This is a genomic window from Glaciimonas sp. Gout2, from assembly GCF_035018905.1.
In the GTDB taxonomy this organism is placed as follows: domain Bacteria; phylum Pseudomonadota; class Gammaproteobacteria; order Burkholderiales; family Burkholderiaceae_D; genus Glaciimonas.
Genome location: NZ_JASJXA010000013.1, coordinates 102,011 through 122,337, shown reverse-complemented (window position 1 = coordinate 122,337; position 20,327 = coordinate 102,011). Strand labels below are relative to the sequence as shown.

17 protein-coding genes are annotated in these 20,327 nt (G+C 49.0%); 5 read left to right on the top strand and 12 right to left on the bottom strand.

All coding sequences use genetic code 11. From position 1 onward, the window contains the following. Window positions 1-205: 205 nt before the first annotated feature. A complete protein-coding gene (locus QN379_RS11605) occupies window positions 206-454 on the bottom strand; it encodes a DUF3297 family protein (protein WP_322239445.1) in 249 nt (82 codons plus the stop codon). A 456-nt stretch (window positions 455-910) separates the two neighbouring features. On the opposite strand from QN379_RS11605, the gene QN379_RS11600 reads away from it, so the two are divergent. Together QN379_RS11600 and QN379_RS11595 are read left to right on the top strand one after the other, a co-directional pair. Then, window positions 911-2,935 carry an AAA family ATPase gene (locus QN379_RS11600; RefSeq protein ID WP_322239447.1) on the top strand — a complete coding sequence of 675 codons (2,025 nt, stop codon included), beginning with the start codon at window positions 911-913 and terminating at the stop codon, window positions 2,933-2,935. 9 nt (window positions 2,936-2,944) lie between these two features. Then, the gene (locus QN379_RS11595; RefSeq protein ID WP_322239449.1) at window positions 2,945-3,811 is read left to right on the top strand and encodes a hypothetical protein; all 867 of its coding nucleotides are present in this window, start codon (window positions 2,945-2,947) and stop codon (window positions 3,809-3,811) included. 367 nt (window positions 3,812-4,178) lie between these two features. Here QN379_RS11595 and QN379_RS11590 read toward each other — a convergent pair whose 3' ends face one another. From QN379_RS11590 to QN379_RS11570, 5 genes are all read right to left on the bottom strand, one after another. Further along, a complete protein-coding gene (locus QN379_RS11590) occupies window positions 4,179-4,499 on the bottom strand; it encodes a hypothetical protein (RefSeq protein ID WP_322239451.1) in 321 nt (106 codons plus the stop codon). A gap of 66 nt (window positions 4,500-4,565) precedes the next feature. Next, complete coding sequence (locus tag QN379_RS11585; protein WP_322239453.1) at window positions 4,566-4,778, bottom strand: hypothetical protein; 213 nt, start codon at window positions 4,776-4,778, stop codon at window positions 4,566-4,568. Between the two features lie 54 nt (window positions 4,779-4,832). Next, window positions 4,833-5,219: a hypothetical protein gene (locus QN379_RS11580; RefSeq protein WP_322239455.1), complete on the bottom strand. Its 387-nt coding sequence runs from the start codon at window positions 5,217-5,219 to the stop codon at window positions 4,833-4,835. Window positions 5,220-5,816: 597 nt separating this feature from the next. Next, window positions 5,817-6,800 carry an aldo/keto reductase gene (locus QN379_RS11575; RefSeq protein WP_322239457.1) on the bottom strand — a complete coding sequence of 328 codons (984 nt, stop codon included), beginning with the start codon at window positions 6,798-6,800 and terminating at the stop codon, window positions 5,817-5,819. A 398-nt stretch (window positions 6,801-7,198) separates the two neighbouring features. Then, window positions 7,199-7,759: a gamma-glutamylcyclotransferase gene (locus QN379_RS11570; RefSeq protein ID WP_322239459.1), complete on the bottom strand. Its 561-nt coding sequence runs from the start codon at window positions 7,757-7,759 to the stop codon at window positions 7,199-7,201. A gap of 275 nt (window positions 7,760-8,034) precedes the next feature. Here QN379_RS11570 and QN379_RS11565 point away from each other — a divergent pair, with 275 nt between their 5' ends. Next, on the top strand, window positions 8,035-8,922 hold the full coding sequence (locus QN379_RS11565) for a 1-aminocyclopropane-1-carboxylate deaminase/D-cysteine desulfhydrase (protein WP_322239461.1): 888 nt from the start codon (window positions 8,035-8,037) through the stop codon (window positions 8,920-8,922). A gap of 101 nt (window positions 8,923-9,023) precedes the next feature. On the opposite strand, the gene QN379_RS11560 is transcribed toward QN379_RS11565, so the two are convergent. Beyond that, window positions 9,024-9,917 (bottom strand): EamA family transporter, encoded by an 894-nt coding sequence (locus tag QN379_RS11560; protein ID WP_416186837.1) that lies wholly within the window; start codon window positions 9,915-9,917, stop codon window positions 9,024-9,026. Window positions 9,918-10,209: 292 nt separating this feature from the next. Then, window positions 10,210-10,500 carry an HU family DNA-binding protein gene (locus QN379_RS11555; RefSeq protein ID WP_322239463.1) on the bottom strand — a complete coding sequence of 97 codons (291 nt, stop codon included), beginning with the start codon at window positions 10,498-10,500 and terminating at the stop codon, window positions 10,210-10,212. A 250-nt stretch (window positions 10,501-10,750) separates the two neighbouring features. Between QN379_RS11555 and QN379_RS11550 the strand changes: the two genes are divergently transcribed. Further along, window positions 10,751-12,025 carry a DUF2863 family protein gene (locus QN379_RS11550; RefSeq protein ID WP_322239465.1) on the top strand — a complete coding sequence of 425 codons (1,275 nt, stop codon included), beginning with the start codon at window positions 10,751-10,753 and terminating at the stop codon, window positions 12,023-12,025. A gap of 256 nt (window positions 12,026-12,281) precedes the next feature. On the opposite strand, the gene QN379_RS11545 is transcribed toward QN379_RS11550, so the two are convergent. From QN379_RS11545 to QN379_RS11530, 4 genes are all read right to left on the bottom strand, one after another. Continuing rightward, entirely contained in the window at window positions 12,282-12,770 is a 489-nt protein-coding gene (locus QN379_RS11545; RefSeq protein ID WP_322239467.1) for a hypothetical protein, read from the bottom strand. Between the two features lie 296 nt (window positions 12,771-13,066). Further along, window positions 13,067-16,132, bottom strand: a complete 3,066-nt coding sequence (locus QN379_RS11540) for an efflux RND transporter permease subunit (RefSeq protein ID WP_322239469.1) — start codon at window positions 16,130-16,132, stop codon at window positions 13,067-13,069. A 20-nt stretch (window positions 16,133-16,152) separates the two neighbouring features. Then, entirely contained in the window at window positions 16,153-17,337 is a 1,185-nt protein-coding gene (locus QN379_RS11535) for an efflux RND transporter periplasmic adaptor subunit (RefSeq protein ID WP_322239471.1), read from the bottom strand. Window positions 17,338-17,524: 187 nt separating this feature from the next. Continuing rightward, a complete protein-coding gene (locus QN379_RS11530) occupies window positions 17,525-19,054 on the bottom strand; it encodes an efflux transporter outer membrane subunit (protein ID WP_323506678.1) in 1,530 nt (509 codons plus the stop codon). Between the two features lie 380 nt (window positions 19,055-19,434). Here QN379_RS11530 and QN379_RS11525 point away from each other — a divergent pair, with 380 nt between their 5' ends. Beyond that, window positions 19,435-20,160 (top strand): TetR/AcrR family transcriptional regulator, encoded by a 726-nt coding sequence (locus QN379_RS11525; RefSeq protein ID WP_322239474.1) that lies wholly within the window; start codon window positions 19,435-19,437, stop codon window positions 20,158-20,160. Window positions 20,161-20,327 lie beyond the last annotated feature (167 nt).

Sequence of the window (20,327 nt, the reverse complement as noted above, 5' to 3'; positions counted from 1 at the left end):
TCGTGGGTAGAGTGATCATTGCCGATATCGTGACGATCACGTAGCGACCGTTTTATGGTGCCGATTGTTATGTGCACCGAATTTTTCTGCGTTTTCACACAGCCTCGGCCAAAAGCGGACGTGTAATCGCTATCGAAAAAAAGTGAGCGCACACGCCCTTGCAGGCTATCAAAGAAGTAAAGAAATGCGAATCAAAGAACAGCACCTACCGATAGAAAGATTCGACCGTGCCTTTCACTTTAGTCATTAAGGGGTTGCCCTTCCGATCTAGCGCCTTTCCGGCCGGGACTTTAATCCATCCCTCGCTGATACAATATTCCTCAACATCGAAGCGTTCTTTATCGTTAAGTTTAATACCAACATCATGTTCAAATATGGCCGCATTATGGAAAGGGCTACGAGGATCGACTGAGAGCCGATCAGGAAGTGGGGGGCGGTTTTGGGTATCGTTCATGGAGTCAATTATCAACTATAAGATTAACCAAAACAATTTTTTTTCGTGGTTTCGCTAAATCACTTGATTGAATCTGCCGCCAATTGCGGTCATTTACACAGCGCCAGCTGAACGGCCCCTTCAGACTGATAGCAGCCTGTCAGGCTCTCTCATAAGCTTGCACAATGATTGATTTAATGTCAATCTCAGTTTTGCCGTTTGTCACGCGACAAATGGCCACAATCGAATAGCTGCTTGAAACGAATAAATAGCGTCTTTGTTGCACGCGGATGGCTTTTTAAGCACTTGATGGAGGCCTCGGCGGGGGCGGCTGGATTAGAGTCGGATTCCCCTAAATGTAGACCAATGACAGTTACGGTTTTGAAATCTAAAGCGTTGAATTTGGCAGAGCCTTGGTTACCTATCAAAGTTAATTTCATCAGATAGTCGAAATAATTAAGTTACATAAAGAATATCATGATCCGAATATCACGCTCTTTGGTGAGCGCTCCCTTAAGTGACGGACAGAGATCGGCGCTCCGTAAAAAGGCGTATAGCTTTTTTGAATCGCCTCTCGAGGCACGCCGGCAGAACCGTTACGACTTTGATGCATTCAATCCCGATTGGAACATTCACGCTGTACGGGCCGCGCTTACCCAGCTATTTCACGGGAAATGTGCTTACTGTGAGTCGCCTCTTTCTGCAGCATCGGGGTACGTTCACCGTCACCGTCCAGCGAAGGATACGATTTCCGAAACCGGCGTATATCTGCCCGACCACTATTGGTGGATGGCCTATCGCTGGAGCAACATGTTTCTGACGTGTGCGATTTGTGCTAGAGCCAAGGGTTCAAAATTTCCAATTGAAGGCCCGCGTTCACCTGTCGACGGTCAGTCAGGATCGTTACGCGCCGAGCGTCCTCTTCTGCTGAATCCCTGTGAGGACGACCCGTCGCAGCATCTGATCTCTGACCGTAGCGGCAGACTCCTGCCCAGAACCTCGAGAGGTTATGTAACGATCGAGACCCTTGATCTGAATCGCCTAGATCTGGTTGGTGAGCGGAAAAAACTGGCGCAGACCGTTTCTATCGATCTTGAAGATATGTTAAACGAGATGACGAGCGACCGCGCACCGTACTCGGGTTTCGTGAGATCCCTCGTGTTTGTCAGAACAGATGAGGGAAAACAGGCACTGGGTGCTGCGCGGGCCAACGCGCAACATTTCAGCGAGAGAGCTGGAAATGAAGCCGGGGGCAGACCGGATGAGACGGCCGAGAAGGATTCGTCCAACTATATTGCCAGTGTATCGATGAGCAATGTTGGCCCTCTGGGTGACATTAAAATCGATCTGAACCGGAGTACTGATGAAAGGGCTCCATGGCTCGCGATCATTGGCGAAAACAATATCGGCAAGACATCGATTCTAAAAGGAATCGCTGTCGCACTTGCGGAAGGGAGCGCCATCAGGAAATACAAACCTGGGATGATTTCCGGATCGGATCATGGAGGCGTCACCGTAGAGCTCAGTAGGACCGGTCGAAATTCGGTCCAATGGAACGATAGAAATCGTCTCGAAGTGTCCCGATCGAATGGTAAGGTTTTGATTTTTGCATACGGCGCAACCAGACTTCTCGGACGGGATGAAGATAAAGAAAAACGTTCCAGAATAACCAACCTGTTTGACCCCTACCGTGGACTGACGGATCCTGTAAGATGGCTTCTTTCATTGAGCAACGAGCAGTTCGATTACGCGGCTAGAGCGCTCAAGTCCATATCCCATCTGCCAAAGGATGCCAAGCTTGAGCGGAATCCGAACACAAACGAAGTGTTCTTACGGAGCCACGGTGTACTAACTCCCTTCAACCGGCTTAGCGACGGCCTGCAGTCCATGCATGCACTGGCGTGCGACATCATGAGTGGTCTCCTCGAACACTACGTGGCTGCAGAGATCGCGGAGGGCATCATCCTTATTGATGAGATAGAAAACCATCTTCATCCAAAATGGAAAATGCAGCTGGTCCCGATGCTCAGAAAAGCATTTCCAAGAATGCAGTTCATCGTTACGACGCATGATCCCCTATGCCTGAAGGGGCTCAGTCACGGAGAGGTTCTGGTATTGCGGCGAGACCAACATGGAGTGGTCAGGGCGCTTGAGAACCTGCCTGACATCGGATCGATGCGGGTCGATCAGATACTTACTTCTGAGCACTTTGGTCTGTCGTCAGCTGTGGATCCTGATGTCGAGCGGCTTTTTGATGAGTATTACAGTCTTCTCCGTTACGAAGAGTTTGCACCCGCCGACCGCAGCAGGCTGGATGCGATTACGTTGGAATTGCAGAGCCAGCATCAGTTCGGCTTTACCCGGCGAGAGCGTTTGATGCTGGGTGCGATCGACCGATATCTGAGCGGGATCCCGGAAGCCGAACTAGACTCGAAAAAACTGCTTTCCGATCTCAACCGTAAACTGGCGCAACTGTCGTCTCCTAACGATGACAACAAGTGAGTTAGGCAAATGATTTTTATCGCACGCGGGAATGTCCCTGCCGTATTGTCCGCTACTGATGCAGATCGGCTGGACGAGCTAGCTCGTGCTAAAGCGCATTACAACAAGCAGGTACTCCCTCGCAAGGGGTTCGAATTTGTGCATTACAAACACGACTCGGTTAAGGTCGCCTTAAGGATAATGTTTGGCCGATTCTGTGCCTACTGTGAATCCGATTACGCCTGTGCGACCCCAGCTGATATTGAGCATTTCCGTCCCAAGGGCGCATATCTTGTTCAAGGCAAAAAGAAAGCGAAACTACATAAGCCTGGTTACTGGTGGCTGGGCGCGTCGTGGGACAATCTCCTTCTGTCCTGTCCCGGGTGCAACCGGGTCTGGACCCAAGAGATAAAAAGGGTTGCGCAGGCGCCGACAATGGACCTTGCAGGAAAGGGCAACTGGTTCCCTTTGGCTGATGAGTCCAAGCGAGCAACCAAGGAGGGGGATGAGGTACACGAGCAGTCAGTACTGGTTAATCCCTGCATCGACAAACCGAAAAATCATTTCAGGTTCCTTGAGAACGGGATGATAGAACCCATGGACATTCGGGGCGACATATCGATCAAGGTGTATGGGCTGGCGCGCGCCGACCTGGTCAGTTCAAGGTCAGATCACGCGAAGCGAATCCGTTTTGCGATGAGCATGTTAAAAATGGCAGTCAACGAACTCAACTTTGCCAGTCCAAATCCCTTTGAAAAGATCAAGCTGGCCCTGGACGAGATTTATGCGATCAGGAGGGAGCGTTACAAGGCAGTAGTACATGCCCTGTTTGACACAGACTTCAGGCAACTGATGGACGGGGTCGAGTCTGCTCTGCTGGATTACTTTAAGACCTAGAGGCGCACAGAAATCTTCAAATATCCTGTGCAAGTGCTGTAGGAGCCCGTCGCGCCTACGACCCACCGGCTGACACAGCAAGGAGGAATCGGAGGTGCTTAGTCGGACGAAGACGAGGTGACAATCTGCAGATGACATGATCTAGAAGGTCCGCTTTGGGGCTTGGATTCAACCGGTCAGAAGCGGCAGTTCCGCCAATGTCCGCAATCGCTGCATAGCTGTCATTGCAATGAAAAATCTGTACGACTCTTATTGGTCGATAGCGCGGGCATTAAGGGCAATATTGCCAGGGGCGATAACAGTGTAATCTGCGCCATTTCTGAGCTGACACTTCCTGTCAGATCAAACCATGACTACTGCATTGCACTCAATCAGGGCCGGGATTGCGTTTAGGCGATAATGCCGCCGGATCAATGGCCGGTGTTGAAGACGGTTGTAAACTGCTACCACTTTCTACTTTGGATTCCACCATTTGCTCAATGCCGGCACCCGGATCTTCGGTTCCATCCGCCTGCACCGCGACTTCATGCAAAATATGCTGCGAATTCAGCCTATCTTCCGTGGCGGAAGGTGAAGACTGATCCTTTTCTACGTGAGAGGTTGATCCAGAACTAGAAGTCTGGGTCGGTACTTTCTGAGCTAAGAATTTTTTATCTTCCTGCTTAAATTTCTCTTTGCTGGTATCCATTTCTGCTCCCAACTGTCTAAGAATTTAATCGCGCCCAAGTCCTATTGTAGACTCCGTATTCAAAACTTAAGGCTCAATCGACCATCCGGCATAGACATCACGCCTATCGTCTTCGTACTGCCACTTTACACCGCATTCCTCGCAGACGTAATGCGTCATGATGACTGCGGGCTGCCCCATATTGCGAACTTTCACCGGTTCACCAATTTGCGTCAACTTAGGATGGCCCACGCCTTTACGTTTTCTCAACTCTATTGCATTGCATGCTTGACACGACATACTGACTCCCTTTATTCGGACAACTCCAAAAAAATATCACCACGCTTCATTCGTCTAGCCAGCGTTGGAGTCGATGTCAGCCAGGCTTTCACGCCCACGTAATGTTATCTCAAAGCCATCGCCGGATTCGTTAGCGACGATATGCCCTTTTCTACCGAGAAAAACTTCTACGTCAGCTTCAAGCGGCGCGAGCGGGTCGGTCGAAATAGCCCGAAGTCCTTCAATGCAACTTTTAACGAATAGCGTTTGCTCGCCCTTTTCTGTTAGGGCCAGTTGCCCATTCTTCCCATAGGCAATATATTTCAAACCCGATAGGCGCTTAGCATTACGCGCTACGCAAGCCGTCTCTGGCCCACGGTTCCGTGTCCGCGCGATCTGTGCCAAGGCGTCGTATTCATCTTTTGTTAAACTTGTTGGACCGTTACTATTATTGTTACTCATTACTATTCCTGTTAAATATTCTTCTGTTATTTTCCGCTTGCTGAAAACCTGCATCATTTTAACGCAGCGCAATTAAACAGTTGAGTTGTAAAACAAGCTTATTACATAGAAAACTCTTTGAAGACCGCTAATAACCCTATTAATCATGTTATTGCATACGCAAGGAAACACAATGCCAGCCGAGTGCACTCACCGACCAGTGCAAACGCACTACCGGCGCGTTCTTTAATAGCCTCAATTGAATGACAATAGAACATCATTCATCGAGGTTGACACGCGTCAAAATGATAAACAAGAAATCGCATGCAAACCCTTCAATGTACGGAAAAATGGCACCGATACCTGGTCAGGCTATGCTTAGTCCCAATAAATGATGCGACAAATAAGTTCGAAGTTGTGCATCCAGCAAGCCGAATAATTGTCGAATGTATATTGAACCGCCTTTAACTGAGTGGTCTGTAAGTGGATTTGCAAAGGCGTGGACGGAACGGGATAGACGGTGTGTTTTCTTTTTAATTGGTCGGCCAAACCGTCGATTTGTGACAAACAAACTGGCGATATCATTACATTAGTTACGCATCATATCGCCAGCAAAAATCACCAGTAATGTTGAACGTGTGGTCGAACTCGCTCACGATAAAGAACATCTATTGCTTGCAGCAAGCTATCTGGTAGCGGCGGCAAATCGGCGGCGATCATATTTTCTGCAACCTGATCCGCGCGCTTGGCGCCCGCTAATACGCAGGTGACCGCCGGTGACATCAATATCCAGCGCAGCGCCAGTTGCGCCATCGACATACCAGTCGGTACCAAAGCGCGCAACGCTTCAACTGCTTCCAAACCGGTGGCATAATCCAGCCCTGAGAACGTCTCGCCACGATCAAAAGCAGCGCCTTGTCGATTAAATTGACGATGGTCATCTGCTGCGAACGTACTGCTCGCATTGAACTTACCCGACAACATACCGGAAGATAACGGCAATCTGGCTAGCACACCTACATGACGACGCGTGGCTTCTGCAAAAAAGAGCTCTTGCGGACGTTGACGGAAAATATTGTAAATGATCTGAACGCTCTGCACATCCTGATATTCAATGGCCTTTAATGCTTCTTCCACCCTTTCAACGCTAACACCGTAATGCTGCACCTTACCGGCTTTGACCAAGTCATCCAATACACCAAACACTTCCGGCATGTAATAAACATCGGTCGGCGGGCAATGCAATTGCAGCAGATCTAGTGCATCAGTGTCCAGATTTCGCAAACTGCGTTCAACAAAGGCAGTTAAATTTTCGCGGTTATAACCGCCAGCAACATGCGGATCTAACCGACGTCCGGCCTTCGTCGCAATATGAAATTTTTCGCTACGTTCTTTGCGCAATTGCGCCAATAACCGTTCACTGCGGCCGTCACCATACACATCTGCAGTATCGAAAAAATTCACGCCTTCATCTAATGCCTTGTGTAACGCCAGACGCGACTCTTCATCGCTCACAGTGCCCCACGTTCCACCAATTGCCCAGCTACCAAAACTAACCGTTGAGACTTTCCAGCCAGTCCGGCCAAGTACACGATATTCCATTGATTGTTCCACCTTGATGTTGACTACTCATTAGTTGTCGACCGTTGCCGAGACTGAATTGCCGACATTGAATGACACTCTGCAATACGTCACTCTGTTCACTATAAGGGCTTCAAGAAAATACATCCAATGATAACTTTGCTTTGGTTGATACCGGTTTTGACATCAACACACCGACACTGTGCTCATTGATACCAGAATCACTGCCGTCATCATGGCGCTGATTGCGCTGCAAGTACTTTAGAAGGTAGCTAAACGCTATACAGATCCCGCTGCGGCAGCTTCCCTTGCCCGCTCTGCGTCATAGACTTTCAGATGTGCGTAAGCAATCCGCAAAGGTGACGGACTCTGTCACATCTTACTTCGTGGCAGACCTGAGTTATCAGGTCTGCCTGATGTCACAATGCGATCAAATGGCGCTCAATTTCAAACACATGCGCATCTTCTTTACCGAGCGCTCTGAGTGCTTCTGCCAGACCAACGAGATAGTCTTTATTGTCGCCGCTGGGACCAGCGGATGCGGCGATTTGTCGTGCAATCTCCAGCTCGGTCGCCGGTCCGAGGAAGGCCGAATTTTCTTCTGTCGCGATATAAACCAATCCCTGAGCGCTTGTGCCATCTTCAAATACCATCTCTGTGTAGAGACGCAGGTAACCGTTCTTTTCGCGAAAATCAAGCTGCTCTAAAATATCTGGCGTAATAAGATAGGCCATTCCTTCGCAAACTGCGTCAGTTTGCGGTATCAGCGTCACCACTCTGCCGGGCGCATCAAGCGTCCCGCGATGATCGTATGAGCCTTGCCAGAAGCGTCGGCTCCAATGTTTAATATATGCAGGCCGTCGTTCGACAAACGGAAAATCAACTTTGAATATCAACGATCCATAGCCGAATAACCAAACACTGGAATGTGCATTAAAACGATCCATCAATTTATTAATAGCCGTTGTATCAGCAGGCATGGCCAAACCTTTTAGCGCTTATTAGTAATCGTGTTAATAACCAACTACGGGGATTCAGAAACATGAAATTAGTTATCTATTAATTAAAACCTAATACTACAGAAATCTTTCTATGCTTGCTTGTCAAAATTAGCTGAAAGGTTGAAAAAACATAATCTGATCGTACACACTTTAAAGCCACACAAACGCATTTGACAAGATTAGTCGGGATTGCCATTTCCCTAAAAAACATCTATAAACTCTTCACCCTTCTTTATTATGAATGCTCTGCCCTCATGCCTTTTTTTGCCCCGCCGTCACCGCTTCACGCCATCGCATTACCATCGTTGATTGGGCGGGCGGTATGGATTAAACGTGATGACTTATACCATCCAACAGTCTCCGGAAATAAATTTCGCAAGCTTAAATATCCACTCATCGCGCTTAAAGGCCGCAAAGTTACACTGACCACGATGGGTGGGCCTTGGTCGAATCATCTGCATGCACTTGCTCATGCGGGCGCTTTGTTTGGATGGCCAACGCGCGGATTGGTACGTGGAACCGAAGCAATGAATACAGCAACGTTAGATGACTGTCGACAACTCGGGATGGAAATTCAATTTGTGACACGCGAAGACTATCGCGCGCTACGTGATATAACGGATGAATGGCGACGCTACCTATCCGAAACAAACGATGACGTCTGGTTTCCAGAAGGCGGTAGCTCGGCCGCCGCACTAAAGGGCGTAGCGGAACTAGTCAACGAACTTCCCTTTATTCCAGAAGTCATGATGGTGGCTTGCGGCACTGGTGCTACGATGGCAGGATTATTAGCAGGCATGCAGGGCAGAGGACGTGTAATCGGCATCGCCGTACTCAAAAATGCAGGCTATCTCCATAAAGAAATTGCATTATTACTGCAACAAGCTGGTTATCCATCCTACACAAATTATGAGCTTATCACCGATGCGCATCATGGCGGCTATGGAAAAGCACCGCCAGAATTACGACAATTTTGTCGCGATTTTTCGCAGGAAACTGGTATTCCTATAGAGCCGGTCTACACTGGAAAGCTTTTTTTTGCTTTGCGAAATATGGTCCACGCTAATGCATTTAGAGATGACGAACGCATTGTCGCTGTGCATACAGGAGGACTACAGGGAGCACGTGGATTTGCCGACTGACAGATCGCTTCGTATCGCCTTGGGCGTTACTTCTATAATGCTAAACCGAGACTTGCATTAGACGATCCGACGAATGTTGTAGGTTATACATTACTCAGATTTCACTTTCGCGTTCTGCCTATCGCGCCCGTAATGCCCATTGAGCTCACAATAATGCACAACACCGCAATTCCCTGCGATGACGTCAATCCTTCTTTTAAAAACAGATAGCCGGAAATCGCGCCCAAGGCAGGTTCAAGGCTCATTAGCATACTAAAAGTTTTGGACGGCAATCTTGTTAGCGCGATCATCTCAAGGCTGTAAGGCAGAGTCGACGAAAACAACGCTACCAGCAACGCAGTCGGCAAGATCGATAATGAGAACAAGTCAGTTCCCGCATGATAAAAGCCAATAGGAAATATAAAAATGGTCGCCACCAACGCACCTAATGGGACACTCATGCGGCCATTCGCATCACCCGCCTTTTTACCCGCGATGATATAAACAGCCCAGCAGGCGCCAGCAAACAACGCAAATAAGATGCCCGTCGTGTCTAGCGCCCCTGACAATTGTCCGATCGGCAATAACAGATACAACCCAAAGACGGCCAATCCTAGCCAGATCAGATCAGCAGGACGGCGCGAATAAAATATGGCAACGGCTAAAGGCCCAGTGAATTCGATGGCGACTGCTGGCCCCAACGGTATTGTTTTCAACGCCATGTAAAACGCGAGATTCATACAACCTAACGCGGTGCCATACATAATGATAGGACGCCAGGCGATCTGCGTTAACGGGGTTCGCCAAGGGCGAAAAATGGCACATAAAAAAATGGCTGAGAATCCGATGCGTAAAGCCGTCACACCTTCGGCCCCAATACCAGCGAATAAGCTTTTAGCCAGCGCAGCGCCGCCTTGCAGCGATGACATCGCGACTAGCAAGCAGACTATCGAAAGCGCTTTGCCTTGGCCCTTCGCCACCGACTGGACTGCGGGTGCTTCAGAAGAATGCTGCATGAATAGTCTTTTTTGAGTCACTACAAAAGAAATAACCAGCACATAACCAGTAAATACCAAGTAAATAATAACCGGCATCCGCTTAGATCACTTTGATGCATTTAAGAAATAGGGAAGATAGTATCCTTGATTTGCCGTTAACTCACCAGTCGACCAGCTATTCGAACCAAAGAGTAAACAGTCTTGATCGTAGCCCAACTGATCGATGCAACATGGAACGTTAACAAGCTCAGAAGAAAAAAAATGGCGAACGTTGGTTCGCCATTTTTTTAAATCAGCCCAACAGAAAAATTTATTTTTTCTTTTTTGCACCGTTAACAGCGTCTTTAAATGCTTTACCTGCGGTGAATTTGACCGTCGTTGCTGCTTTAATTTTGATCGCTTCGCCTGTACGTGGATTGCGTCCGGTGCGAGCAGCACGCTTACCACTGCCGAATGTACCGAATCCAATTAATTGTACGGAGTCGCCCTTTTTTACCGCTTTAATGACGTTAGCAATCAAAGAATCGACAGCACGTTTAGCGGCTGCTTTTGATAGTTCACAATCTGCAGCAATACCTTCAATCAATTCATTTTTATTCATTTGGTGACTCACTCTATAGGTTGATAGAAAGAAAATTCTAGCACTGCATTGCCTAAAAGAAAATGAAACGTCGGTTATCAGGGCAAAATAGATGAAAATACACCCTATTTAACATAAATGCACACCCTCAACGCCTGTTCCTCTCCTGAAATTGCCGTGTTAGGGGATAATTACGTCTACATTCCTGCATGCGCAACGACCTCTTTATTGTTACGCCAACAGATTCTTGTATTCACTTAATCAAACAATCATGCCAAAAAACAAGCGCCCAATACCCCGAAAATCCGCCCCTTCCGACGAAGAAATTCAGGATGCTTTAGTTCAGCAACTGTGCGATCTGTCTATCGGTCTGGCCGAGCAGGAAATCGGCGCAAGCAACGAAAATAACGAATCGGATGGTTCAAATGGACCATCAAACGATACCTTAAAAGAACAAGAGCGCGAAGTATACAAGATCATTAAAAAAAGTCTGCATCAAAAGAAAGACGACGTCTTATACGAATCGCTAGACCGCTTAAAACACGCAGACACGGCCGTCTACCAATTGCTAAAAGAGCGCATTGAAGAGGCTGCAGAAGTAGTCTTAACGCGTCGTGATGAAGGTATTACAGTTGAAATCAATGCATTTTTAATCCCTATGTTCGTACGCACGATCGGTGGCCTAGAGTGCGCGCAGTCATTTCAAAATCAGGATGCCTTCGATTTGCTGACCAAAAGTTTGCAAAAGGCGCAATTGGAAAGTCAGGACGCCACGGTCGTTCTGGTTAGCTACGCCTATCATTTGGATGAAATCGACAGCATCACTTTTAGCCACATCAACGCCATGGTGCGCGAAGCGCTGGCATCGATGACCGACAAAAAAGCGGCTGCGACACCCGCTATTGAGAGTAGCTTTGGCGGTTGGCCTGACAGCGATTTCGGGCCGGATGATATCGCGGTCGAACTGCGCTTTTTGCTTGGCTTTACGTTAAAGACTGCTGATGACGCGTTTTATCACGTCCCGGATGAGGACGCTGCCGTTGACGCTTATTTTGAAGCGCGTGAGAAGCGTTTCCAAAGTTGGACAGAGCAAGCCGCACCGCTCGTCAAGCAATGCCTTATCACCGATGACCGCGAAGTCGATGTTAATTTTCTCTATCAGGATCTATTTCATGGCGGCAAAGAACGCGGTATCGCCGAATACTTTATGCTGCAAATGATGTCGGAATTAAATCACGGTCTGGAACAGCAAGGTGTCAGTGCAGAAAATACTACCGCCATTATCGGACCGGCGGAAGTTCGCGGCGACGTGGTTTTGCGCGTGAATTTATATAACGAATCCGATGGGGCGTTGATCGCATCGTCAGAAAAACCTTCCGCGGTTACCCGTGAACTAGGTATTGAAATCGAAGATACCTACGATGCACTGACGACAATCGGCGTCAGATCGTTGTCGATTGCGATGAAATTTGATGTTTACGGACAAGCTATAGACGTTGAGGCTTATGTAGAAGGGGAAGCCGAAGCTGAAAAGAAGGCTACATAGGCCGATAAAACGCAAACGCGAGTACGCACTAAAAAACTAGCGCGTTGTTCGTATTTGTCTGGTATTCATCTCGTATTTATGGCGTCTCGGTGTTTCTGCGACCACATCTCGGCTAGCCTTTAGTGACGAGAGCAGTTTTAATTCGAGAAGAACCAAGCGCACGCTCAGCAATGCTGGTGCGCTTGACGGCAGCCTTTTAAACCGCCCATCTCCTCAAGTCAACTCAGATAACTATCAACTCCATCATGCAAGATCATTACTGACTGCCGCTCGGCATCGCACCAGAGGGTGGAATGATTATCACAGGGGGGCCTACCTCGGTGGTCACACTCTCTCTTAAAATCCCACCAGACTGAGAACTTCCTCCGACTACGCCACCCGGCTGCATACGCTGAACACAATCCGAACGATCTTTTTCAGGCAATGCATCGCAACGGCTCAATCTATTTTTCTCGAGTTGCGCTTGCGGATCGGTCAACTGACCTTTTTTTGCTGCCTGAAGTGCCGCGCCAGCTTCACGCAGGCAAGTAGGCCGGTCTTCATTGGATGTACCGTTCATACAGGCGGTGCGTTGCCTTTGATAAGCGGCATTCGCATTCGATTGATTGCTATCTGCGGCTTGTACGGAAGTACCAAAAAGCATCGCCAGTAATGCAGCAAGGGCCAAAAATGAGGCACGAAAATGTTTGAACTTGCTTTGTGATGATGTATTTGATGTCTGGATCAGGTATCGAGGGGAAAGCATAAAAACCTCCTTTTAATAGCGGCCAATAGATATCTGGCTGCTGAAGACGAATTATGTTGCGAATATCGATGATGCCAGTGTTGGACTTCTTAAGATGTAATAAATTGTCTCAAACCAATTAAAGCCAGAAACAGAGGAGCACTAAAACGTTTGTGTGACATATACCTCGTATTGGTGGGATACGTACTATTGCATCCCACCAAACCAAACTTCAACCACCGCTCCCGATGATTGAAGCCCATTGAAGCTGAGCTTAGCCTTGTGACCATTAAATTTCTGTGATGTTCAATCGATTCTTAATCTGCCTGCAATAATTTTCCCGGAGCGGCTTTTTTTGCAGCAACCGCCTGATGATCTTCAGCCAGGAACAAATACATGGCAGGAACAACAAACAGCGTGAATAATGTGCCGATTGACAGGCCGGTAAAAATCACCAGCCCCATCGCATGCCGCCCCGCCGCGCCCGCGCCAGATGCGATCACCAGCGGTAATACACCAAAGACCATGGCCGCAGTCGTCATCAAAATAGGCCGCAACCGCACAGCGGCAGCCTCTTCAATCGCCTGCCGTTTACCTACGCCGGTTTTTTGTAGTTGATTCGCCACCTCAACAATCAAAATACCGTGTTTGCTGATAAGCCCCATCAGGGTCACCAAACCGACTTCGGTATAAATATTGATCGAAGCAAATCCCAAAAAGATAAACATCGTGGCCCCGAACAATGCCAGCGGCACGGACACCAGAATCACAATTGGATCGCGGAAACTTTCAAACAATGCAGCCAACGCCAGAAACACAATAATCACCGCAAATAGCATAGTCACGAGGAACCCGCCCGACTCCTGCATGAACTGCCGCGACTGTCCCGAATAATCAACCGTATAACCGCTCGGCGCGACCTCGGCGACTGCGCTGCGCATGAAAGCCAACACATCCCCTTGTGAGGAACCAGAAACGCCTGAAAGCGTGACCGAATTGAGCTGCTGAAAACGACTGATCGCTTCCGGCACTACGTCGTATTTAATATGGGCAACAGTGCTCGCTGGAATCATCGTACCGGTTGGCGTCTTGATGTAAAAATTCAACACCTCGGACGGATTTAAACGGTTGACTTGCAAGACCTGTGGAATCACCTTATACGAGCGCCCCGCGATCGAAAAATAATTGACGTAACCACCGCCCAGCGCAGCACCTAACGCAGCGCCCACATCTTGCTGCGTCATACCAAGCGCGGCAATCTTATCCCGATCCACCACCACTGTCGCCTGCGGTTTATCGATCTTCAGGTCAGTATCGATAAAGTAAAATTTGCCGGAAGTCCGCGCCTTGTCCAATACGAGTTGTGCGATGGTATTGAGATTTTCGAAAGGCTCGGTAGTGGTGATAACAAACTGCACCGGCAATCCAGACGAGCCCGGCAAAGCGGGAAACTGAAACGCTGCAATTTTTGCACCGGCAATCTTATTCCACTGCGCCTGCAAATCTTGTTGAATTTCCTTGGCGCTGCGGGTTCGATCTTCCCACGATTTCAATAGCATGCCGCCAATACCGGCATTCACGGTAGGCACACCGGTTATCTGGAACATTTGGCTATACTCAGACATGCCCTTGCCGACCTTGAAAACCTGGTCCGCATACCTTTGCATTTGATCCGAGGTAGCCGTTGGTGCACCGACGACCTGAGACAAGACGATGCCCTGATCTTCTTCCGGCGCAAGTTCCGATTGCGACATCTTGAACATCAGGCCAAGCACCACCATCAATATCACCGCCATCACAATTAACACCGGCCAGGTATTCAACAATGAATGCAAGGTGCGCTGATAAGTGTGATGGACCTTTTCAAATACCCGATCGATTTTTTGTACAAAGCGCCCCGTGTCCTGCTCCGGACGGAAGAAGCGCGAACACATCATTGGTGACAAGGTCAAGGCGACCACGCCCGATACAGCCACCGCACCCGCCAGCGTGAACGCAAACTCCGTGAATAACGCACCGGTCAGACCACCCTGAAAACCAATCGGTACGTACACCGCAATCAGCACCACGGTCATGGCCAGAATCGGACTACCAAGTTCACGCGCGCCCAGCAACGCGGCATCCATCGGCGACTTGCCTTCCTTCATATGCCTGTCAACGTTTTCCACCACGATAATCGCATCATCCACGACCAGACCGATCGCTAGGACGATGGCCAGCAGGGTCAGCAAATTGATGGAGTAACCCAATGCCAACATCACAAAGAAGGTACCGATCAACGACAACGGCATCGCAATCACCGGCACCAACACAGCGCGGACACTGCCGAGGAAAAGGAAGATCACAATCGTTACAATCAACAGCGCCTCAACCAAGGTTTTAATAACCTCTTTAATCGAGGTATTGATGAACGCAGTTGAGTCGTACACAATTTCGCCCGTCAAGCCCGCTGGCAACTGTGACTGAATACTCGGAAAAACGGCGCGAACACGTTTAGCAACGTCCAGAATATTGGCATCTGGCGCAACTTTGATACCAATGAACACTGAACGTACGCCGCTAAAGGCTACGTTGAAATCATAGTTTTCAGATCCAAGCGAGACTGTCGCCAGATCCTCCAGTCGAACCACGGAATCACCACTGTTCTTGATGACCAGTTTCTTAAACTCATCTACCGAATGGAGATCGGTACCAGCGGTCAACGGTATCGTGACCATTTGACCTTTGGTTGATCCCAGCGCCGCCAAATAATTATTATTCGCCAGGGCCTGACTGACATCCGCAGCTGTCACGCCATAAGCAGCCATTTTTGTAGCGTCAAGCCACGCTCGCAGCGCAAACAAACGCGCACCCAGCAACTCGGCTGTCTGCACGCCATTTACCGAATCCAGCTTAGGCTTGACCACCCTGCTTAGAAAATCGGTCACGTTATTGGTCGGCAACGTGTTGCTGTAAAAACCCAGATACATGGCATCCGTGGTCTGACCTGTCTGAACGGTCAGTACTGGTTGCTGCGCCTGCGCTGGTAACTGATTTTTAACCGAGCTGACTTGGGTATTAATTTCGGTCAAAGCCCGATTGGCATCGTAGTTCAGCCGCAAAGTTGCCGTGATGGTTGAGACGCCACTACTGCTGGAGGACGACAAATAATCGATCCCCTGCGCCTGCGCAATCGCCGACTCGAGCGGTTGCGTAATAAAACCCGCTATCGTCTGCGCATCAGCGCCGTAATAGGTAGTCGACACGGTAACAACGGCGTTCTGCGTTTTTGGATACTGATTGATCGGCAAGCTAAACAGTGAGCGCAATCCCAGCACCACCAGGAGCAAGCTCACCACCATGGCCAAAACAGGTCGGCGGATAAAAATATCGGTGAAATTCATAAAGGATCGCCTTGGTGGCCTCAGTGTTCCTGCGGAGTCGGGTTTGGATTATCGAGTGGCTCGACCGTATTGTTAATGACTACAGCAGTACCGTTTTTCAACTTCAATTGTCCACTGGTAACCACACGTTGGCCTTCCTTCAGACCGGTCAATATCGCGACCTGATCACCTCGCGTTTCGCCGGTTGTCACAAAAACCTGCTGGACTACAAGATCGCCTTCTTTAGGCGCGTTGGCCGCATCTTTAGGTGCATCCTTAGGTGCATCTTTAGAGCCATCTTTTTGTGGCGGTTTCTTCTCGGCCGGCGCGATAACGAACACAGTGGACCCGTACGGGTTGTATGTAATCGCGGTTTGCGGCAGCGTCAAATACATCTTCTTGCCACCTATTTCAACGTTCACATTTGCAAACATACCTGGCAATAGCTGGCGCTTGGCGTTAGACACCGTAGCCTCAACCTGCACATTTCGCGTAGCCGGATCCACCTTGGAACTGATGGCGGTGACCTTACCACTGAAGGCGGTATTGGCGTAAGCGTCGTTCGTCAGATTTAATACCTGTCCAACCAATAATCCACCGAGTTGTTTTTGCGGGATATAAAAGTCAACATAGATTGGATCAATCGTTTGCAGCGTCACAATCTTATCGCCAGGATTGAGATATTGCCCCGGATTAACTGTCGTTATTCCTAACTTACCCGCAAATGGAGCGCGAATGGTCTTCTTATCAACCGTGGCAGATTGTTGGTCGGCTAATGCGCGCTTGCTCTTTAAATCGGCCATATCGCTATCGATCTGCGCCTGACTAATCGCCTGCACTGCAAGCTGTTGTTTGTCACGCGCTAATACCGAGGCCGCAAGTTCAGCATTGGCTTGTAGAGAGTGCAATTGGGCAATGTCGGAATCAGCGTTCAGTTGAACCAGCAACTGTCCGGCTTTAACATCCTCACCTGACTTGAAATTGACTGTGCGTACCAACCCCGCAATTTCGCTCGTCACATCAACGCCTCGCACCGCCACCATCGTGCCGACCGACGATAAATGCGGCTGCCATTCAACGTTTTTAATCGTCGTAGCCGAAATCGTTTGAGCGCCTTGTTTGGGCGCACTAGCGATCAATTTTCTGATATGAAGAAAAAATCCAAGAGCCAATAAAGCAATCAAAAAGATCACCGCTCCAAGCATAATGAGCATGCGTTTAGTCATGGATACTTCCCTTTAGCATTCTGAATTCAGATGTTATTTGTTGATTTTTGTTAGGTCTATTGCGTGCAGGGTAAAACAGGCATAACGTCTACATTATTGCCGCTTTCGGCTCCGGGTACTAAGTACTGAGTACTAGGGTCACCACTAAAGTAGCTGTCACAGCCACATTGTCCAACGTGCAGATCGATCAATCTTCTTTAATAGGAACAGGCAAGGTCACCCCTGTGGACGCCGCTGCCAACGTGGCGCGATTCCACCAGCCGCCGCCAAGCGCCTGAAACAACGCGGCGCTGTCGGCATAACGTGCCGCTTGCGCCTGAACCAACCCGACTCTCGCCTGTTGATAAGTGCGCTGTGCGTCGAGTAGCGTGAGATAACTAATTGCACCAAGCTTAAATTGTTGCGTGCTCAGGTTCAAAGATTCCCGCGACAGGGATTCGACTTCGGCCTGTTGCTTCAGCGTCGATGCGTCTAAATCTAACGCTCGCAGTGAATCCGCCACATTTTGAAATGCAGTCAGCACGGTTCCGCGATAATTCGCCGCAGCCACATCGTACGCAGCAATCGCCGCCCGCCGTTTGGCGGTCAGTGCGCCACCATTAAAAATCGGTTGAGTCAGTCCTGCGGCCAAACTCCAAATCGCCGCACCGCCAGTAAATAGCTTAGGAAACTCAGTGGCAACCGGACCATAACTTCCGGTCAAATTGATTTGTGGATAGAGATTGGCGGTGGCGACACCAATTTGCGCACTGGCCTGGTGCAGCAAGGCTTCGCTGGCGCGAATATCCGGTCTTTGTCGAACCAGCGCCGATGGTAACGATACCGGCATTTCTTGTGGCAGTTGCAACGATCCCAGATCGAATTCAGACAAACCCGCTTCGCTTGGAAGCTTGCCCGCGTAGACGGATAATTGGTTACGCGTTAAAGCTAATTTTTTTTCAAGCGGCGGTATCGTCGCGCGCGTCTGCGCGACCGTATTGCGCTGAAGCAGAATGGTCGAACGCGCGATAGCACCAAGGCTGAACTGTTTCTCAATCACGTCTAACTGCTGCTCTTGTGCCTTGAGTATCTCGCGCGTAGCCTGAAGTTGAGCCCGCAATGAGGACTCCTGAATCGCGGTTGTCACCAAATTTGATGTCAGGGTCAAATAGGTCGCTTCTACCTGAAACTGTTGATAGTCAAGACTAGCCTGCAGCCCTTCCAGCTGACGACGGTTAGCGCCGAATACATCCAACGTGTATGACACGTTGACTGAAGCGTTATACAAATTAAAAATTCCTGAACCTTGGCTGTTTAGTGGACTAGCCTTCTCACGCGTAGCGCCAAGTTGGCCGGAGACACTAGGAAAAAGCAGACTGCCAGTTTGGGCGCGCAAATTTTCCTGTGCTTCACGCAACGAAGCTTGGGCAGAAGCCATGCTTGGACTACGTTTAAGCGCGTCACGAATCATTTGATCAAGCGCAGCAGATTGAAAGAGTGACCACCATTGTGCCGGAATATCTTGCCCAATGGAAAAACTCTGTGCAATCCCTGCAGGACCGGGCGCAGCGTCAGTTTGTTGCGGAAGCGACGTCGGGGTGTAATGATCACCAACGTCAGGTACATCGGGGGCCTTGAAATCAGGACCCACGGCACATCCGGCGAGCAGCAGCAACATAGCCACACTCAACCGTGCACGCGCAGTCAGATAAGAACCTCCGCTTATGTGCTGGCGCATGGCCTGCAATCCAGCCTTATGCGCTCGGTTTCTTAGCTTATTACGTGGTCGATTTGTAGGGATCATGGTTCTTATCCGACTGTGTGATATACCGACACCATAGCTTGAAAGAGTTAATTCAAATAACAGCAACTTATCGCAGATTTTACCTAATTTTTCTAATCTTTTCTGACAGAGAATAACCGCTTCTCTGGCCTGTGCTCGCTGTTAAAACAAGTTAAGCACTGGTAATATTGTGAGGCTTTTAACTACGTTTGTTGTTTCTTTAACCTTGGGGAAAATTGGTTAAAGGTTGATCTCACTGACGACCTGAGCAAGATACTAAAAACGAAGTATGTTAATGTAGCATGAATTAAAAAAACCAAACGTTTTATTTACCCATGAAAATAACAGCTCCAAAAGACAGACAAAAAGTGGCGCAGGAATCGGTCCAGGACCTGGCCCTTACTGCTCCAGCTACTATTATCAAAAAAAACCGTGTTGGCCGACCACGTTTAGGCACGGAGGCAGAACGCCTCGATCTTCTGCTCGATGCCGCGACGACGGTCTTTTTGGAAGAGGGCTACGGGCTAGCAAGCATTGCCCAGATTGCTCGCGCTGCCGGTGTGTCCACGCGTACCATTTACGAGAATTTTTCCAATAAGTCTGCACTTCTGATCGCAACGGTTAAACGATTAGTCGTCAATGAGCTGACCAAAGTCATTGAAGACGGCGTACTCGAGACCTGCACACCAGACGCGGCGCTCACCAGACTCGGCACCGTCATTCTGACGCGGGTCACTTCTCCGGATGCCATTAGGCTGTACCGCCTGGGTTTGGCGGAAGTTGCACGAAATCCAGATCTGGCAGAAACTGTTTATCAGGCTGGGCCGATGCATACTGAATCACTGGTTGCTGGTTACCTTAAGGCACAAGTCTGCCGCGGAACGTTGGAAATAGATGACCCAGTGAAAGCGGCCAGATTATTCATCGGCATGGTCACCGCAGCCCCGCTTCAAATTGCGTTATTTGGTTTAACGCAACGAATAGGCCAAACTGAACTAGACCAACATATTAAAAGCGCGGTACAGTTATTTCTTAGGGGCACATTGCCGCGAGAGAAATAATGGAAACTATGATGAGAGTCAAAACGCGAGCCATATAAAGAACCCATATGTCTCCTTCACCATGAATCCCCATTAATTCATTCCACCCGGCGCAAACATTCGCGCCTTTACCCAAGAGTTTAACAATCGAGCAATATTTTTCCACCCTGTTTTTATCGATCAATATG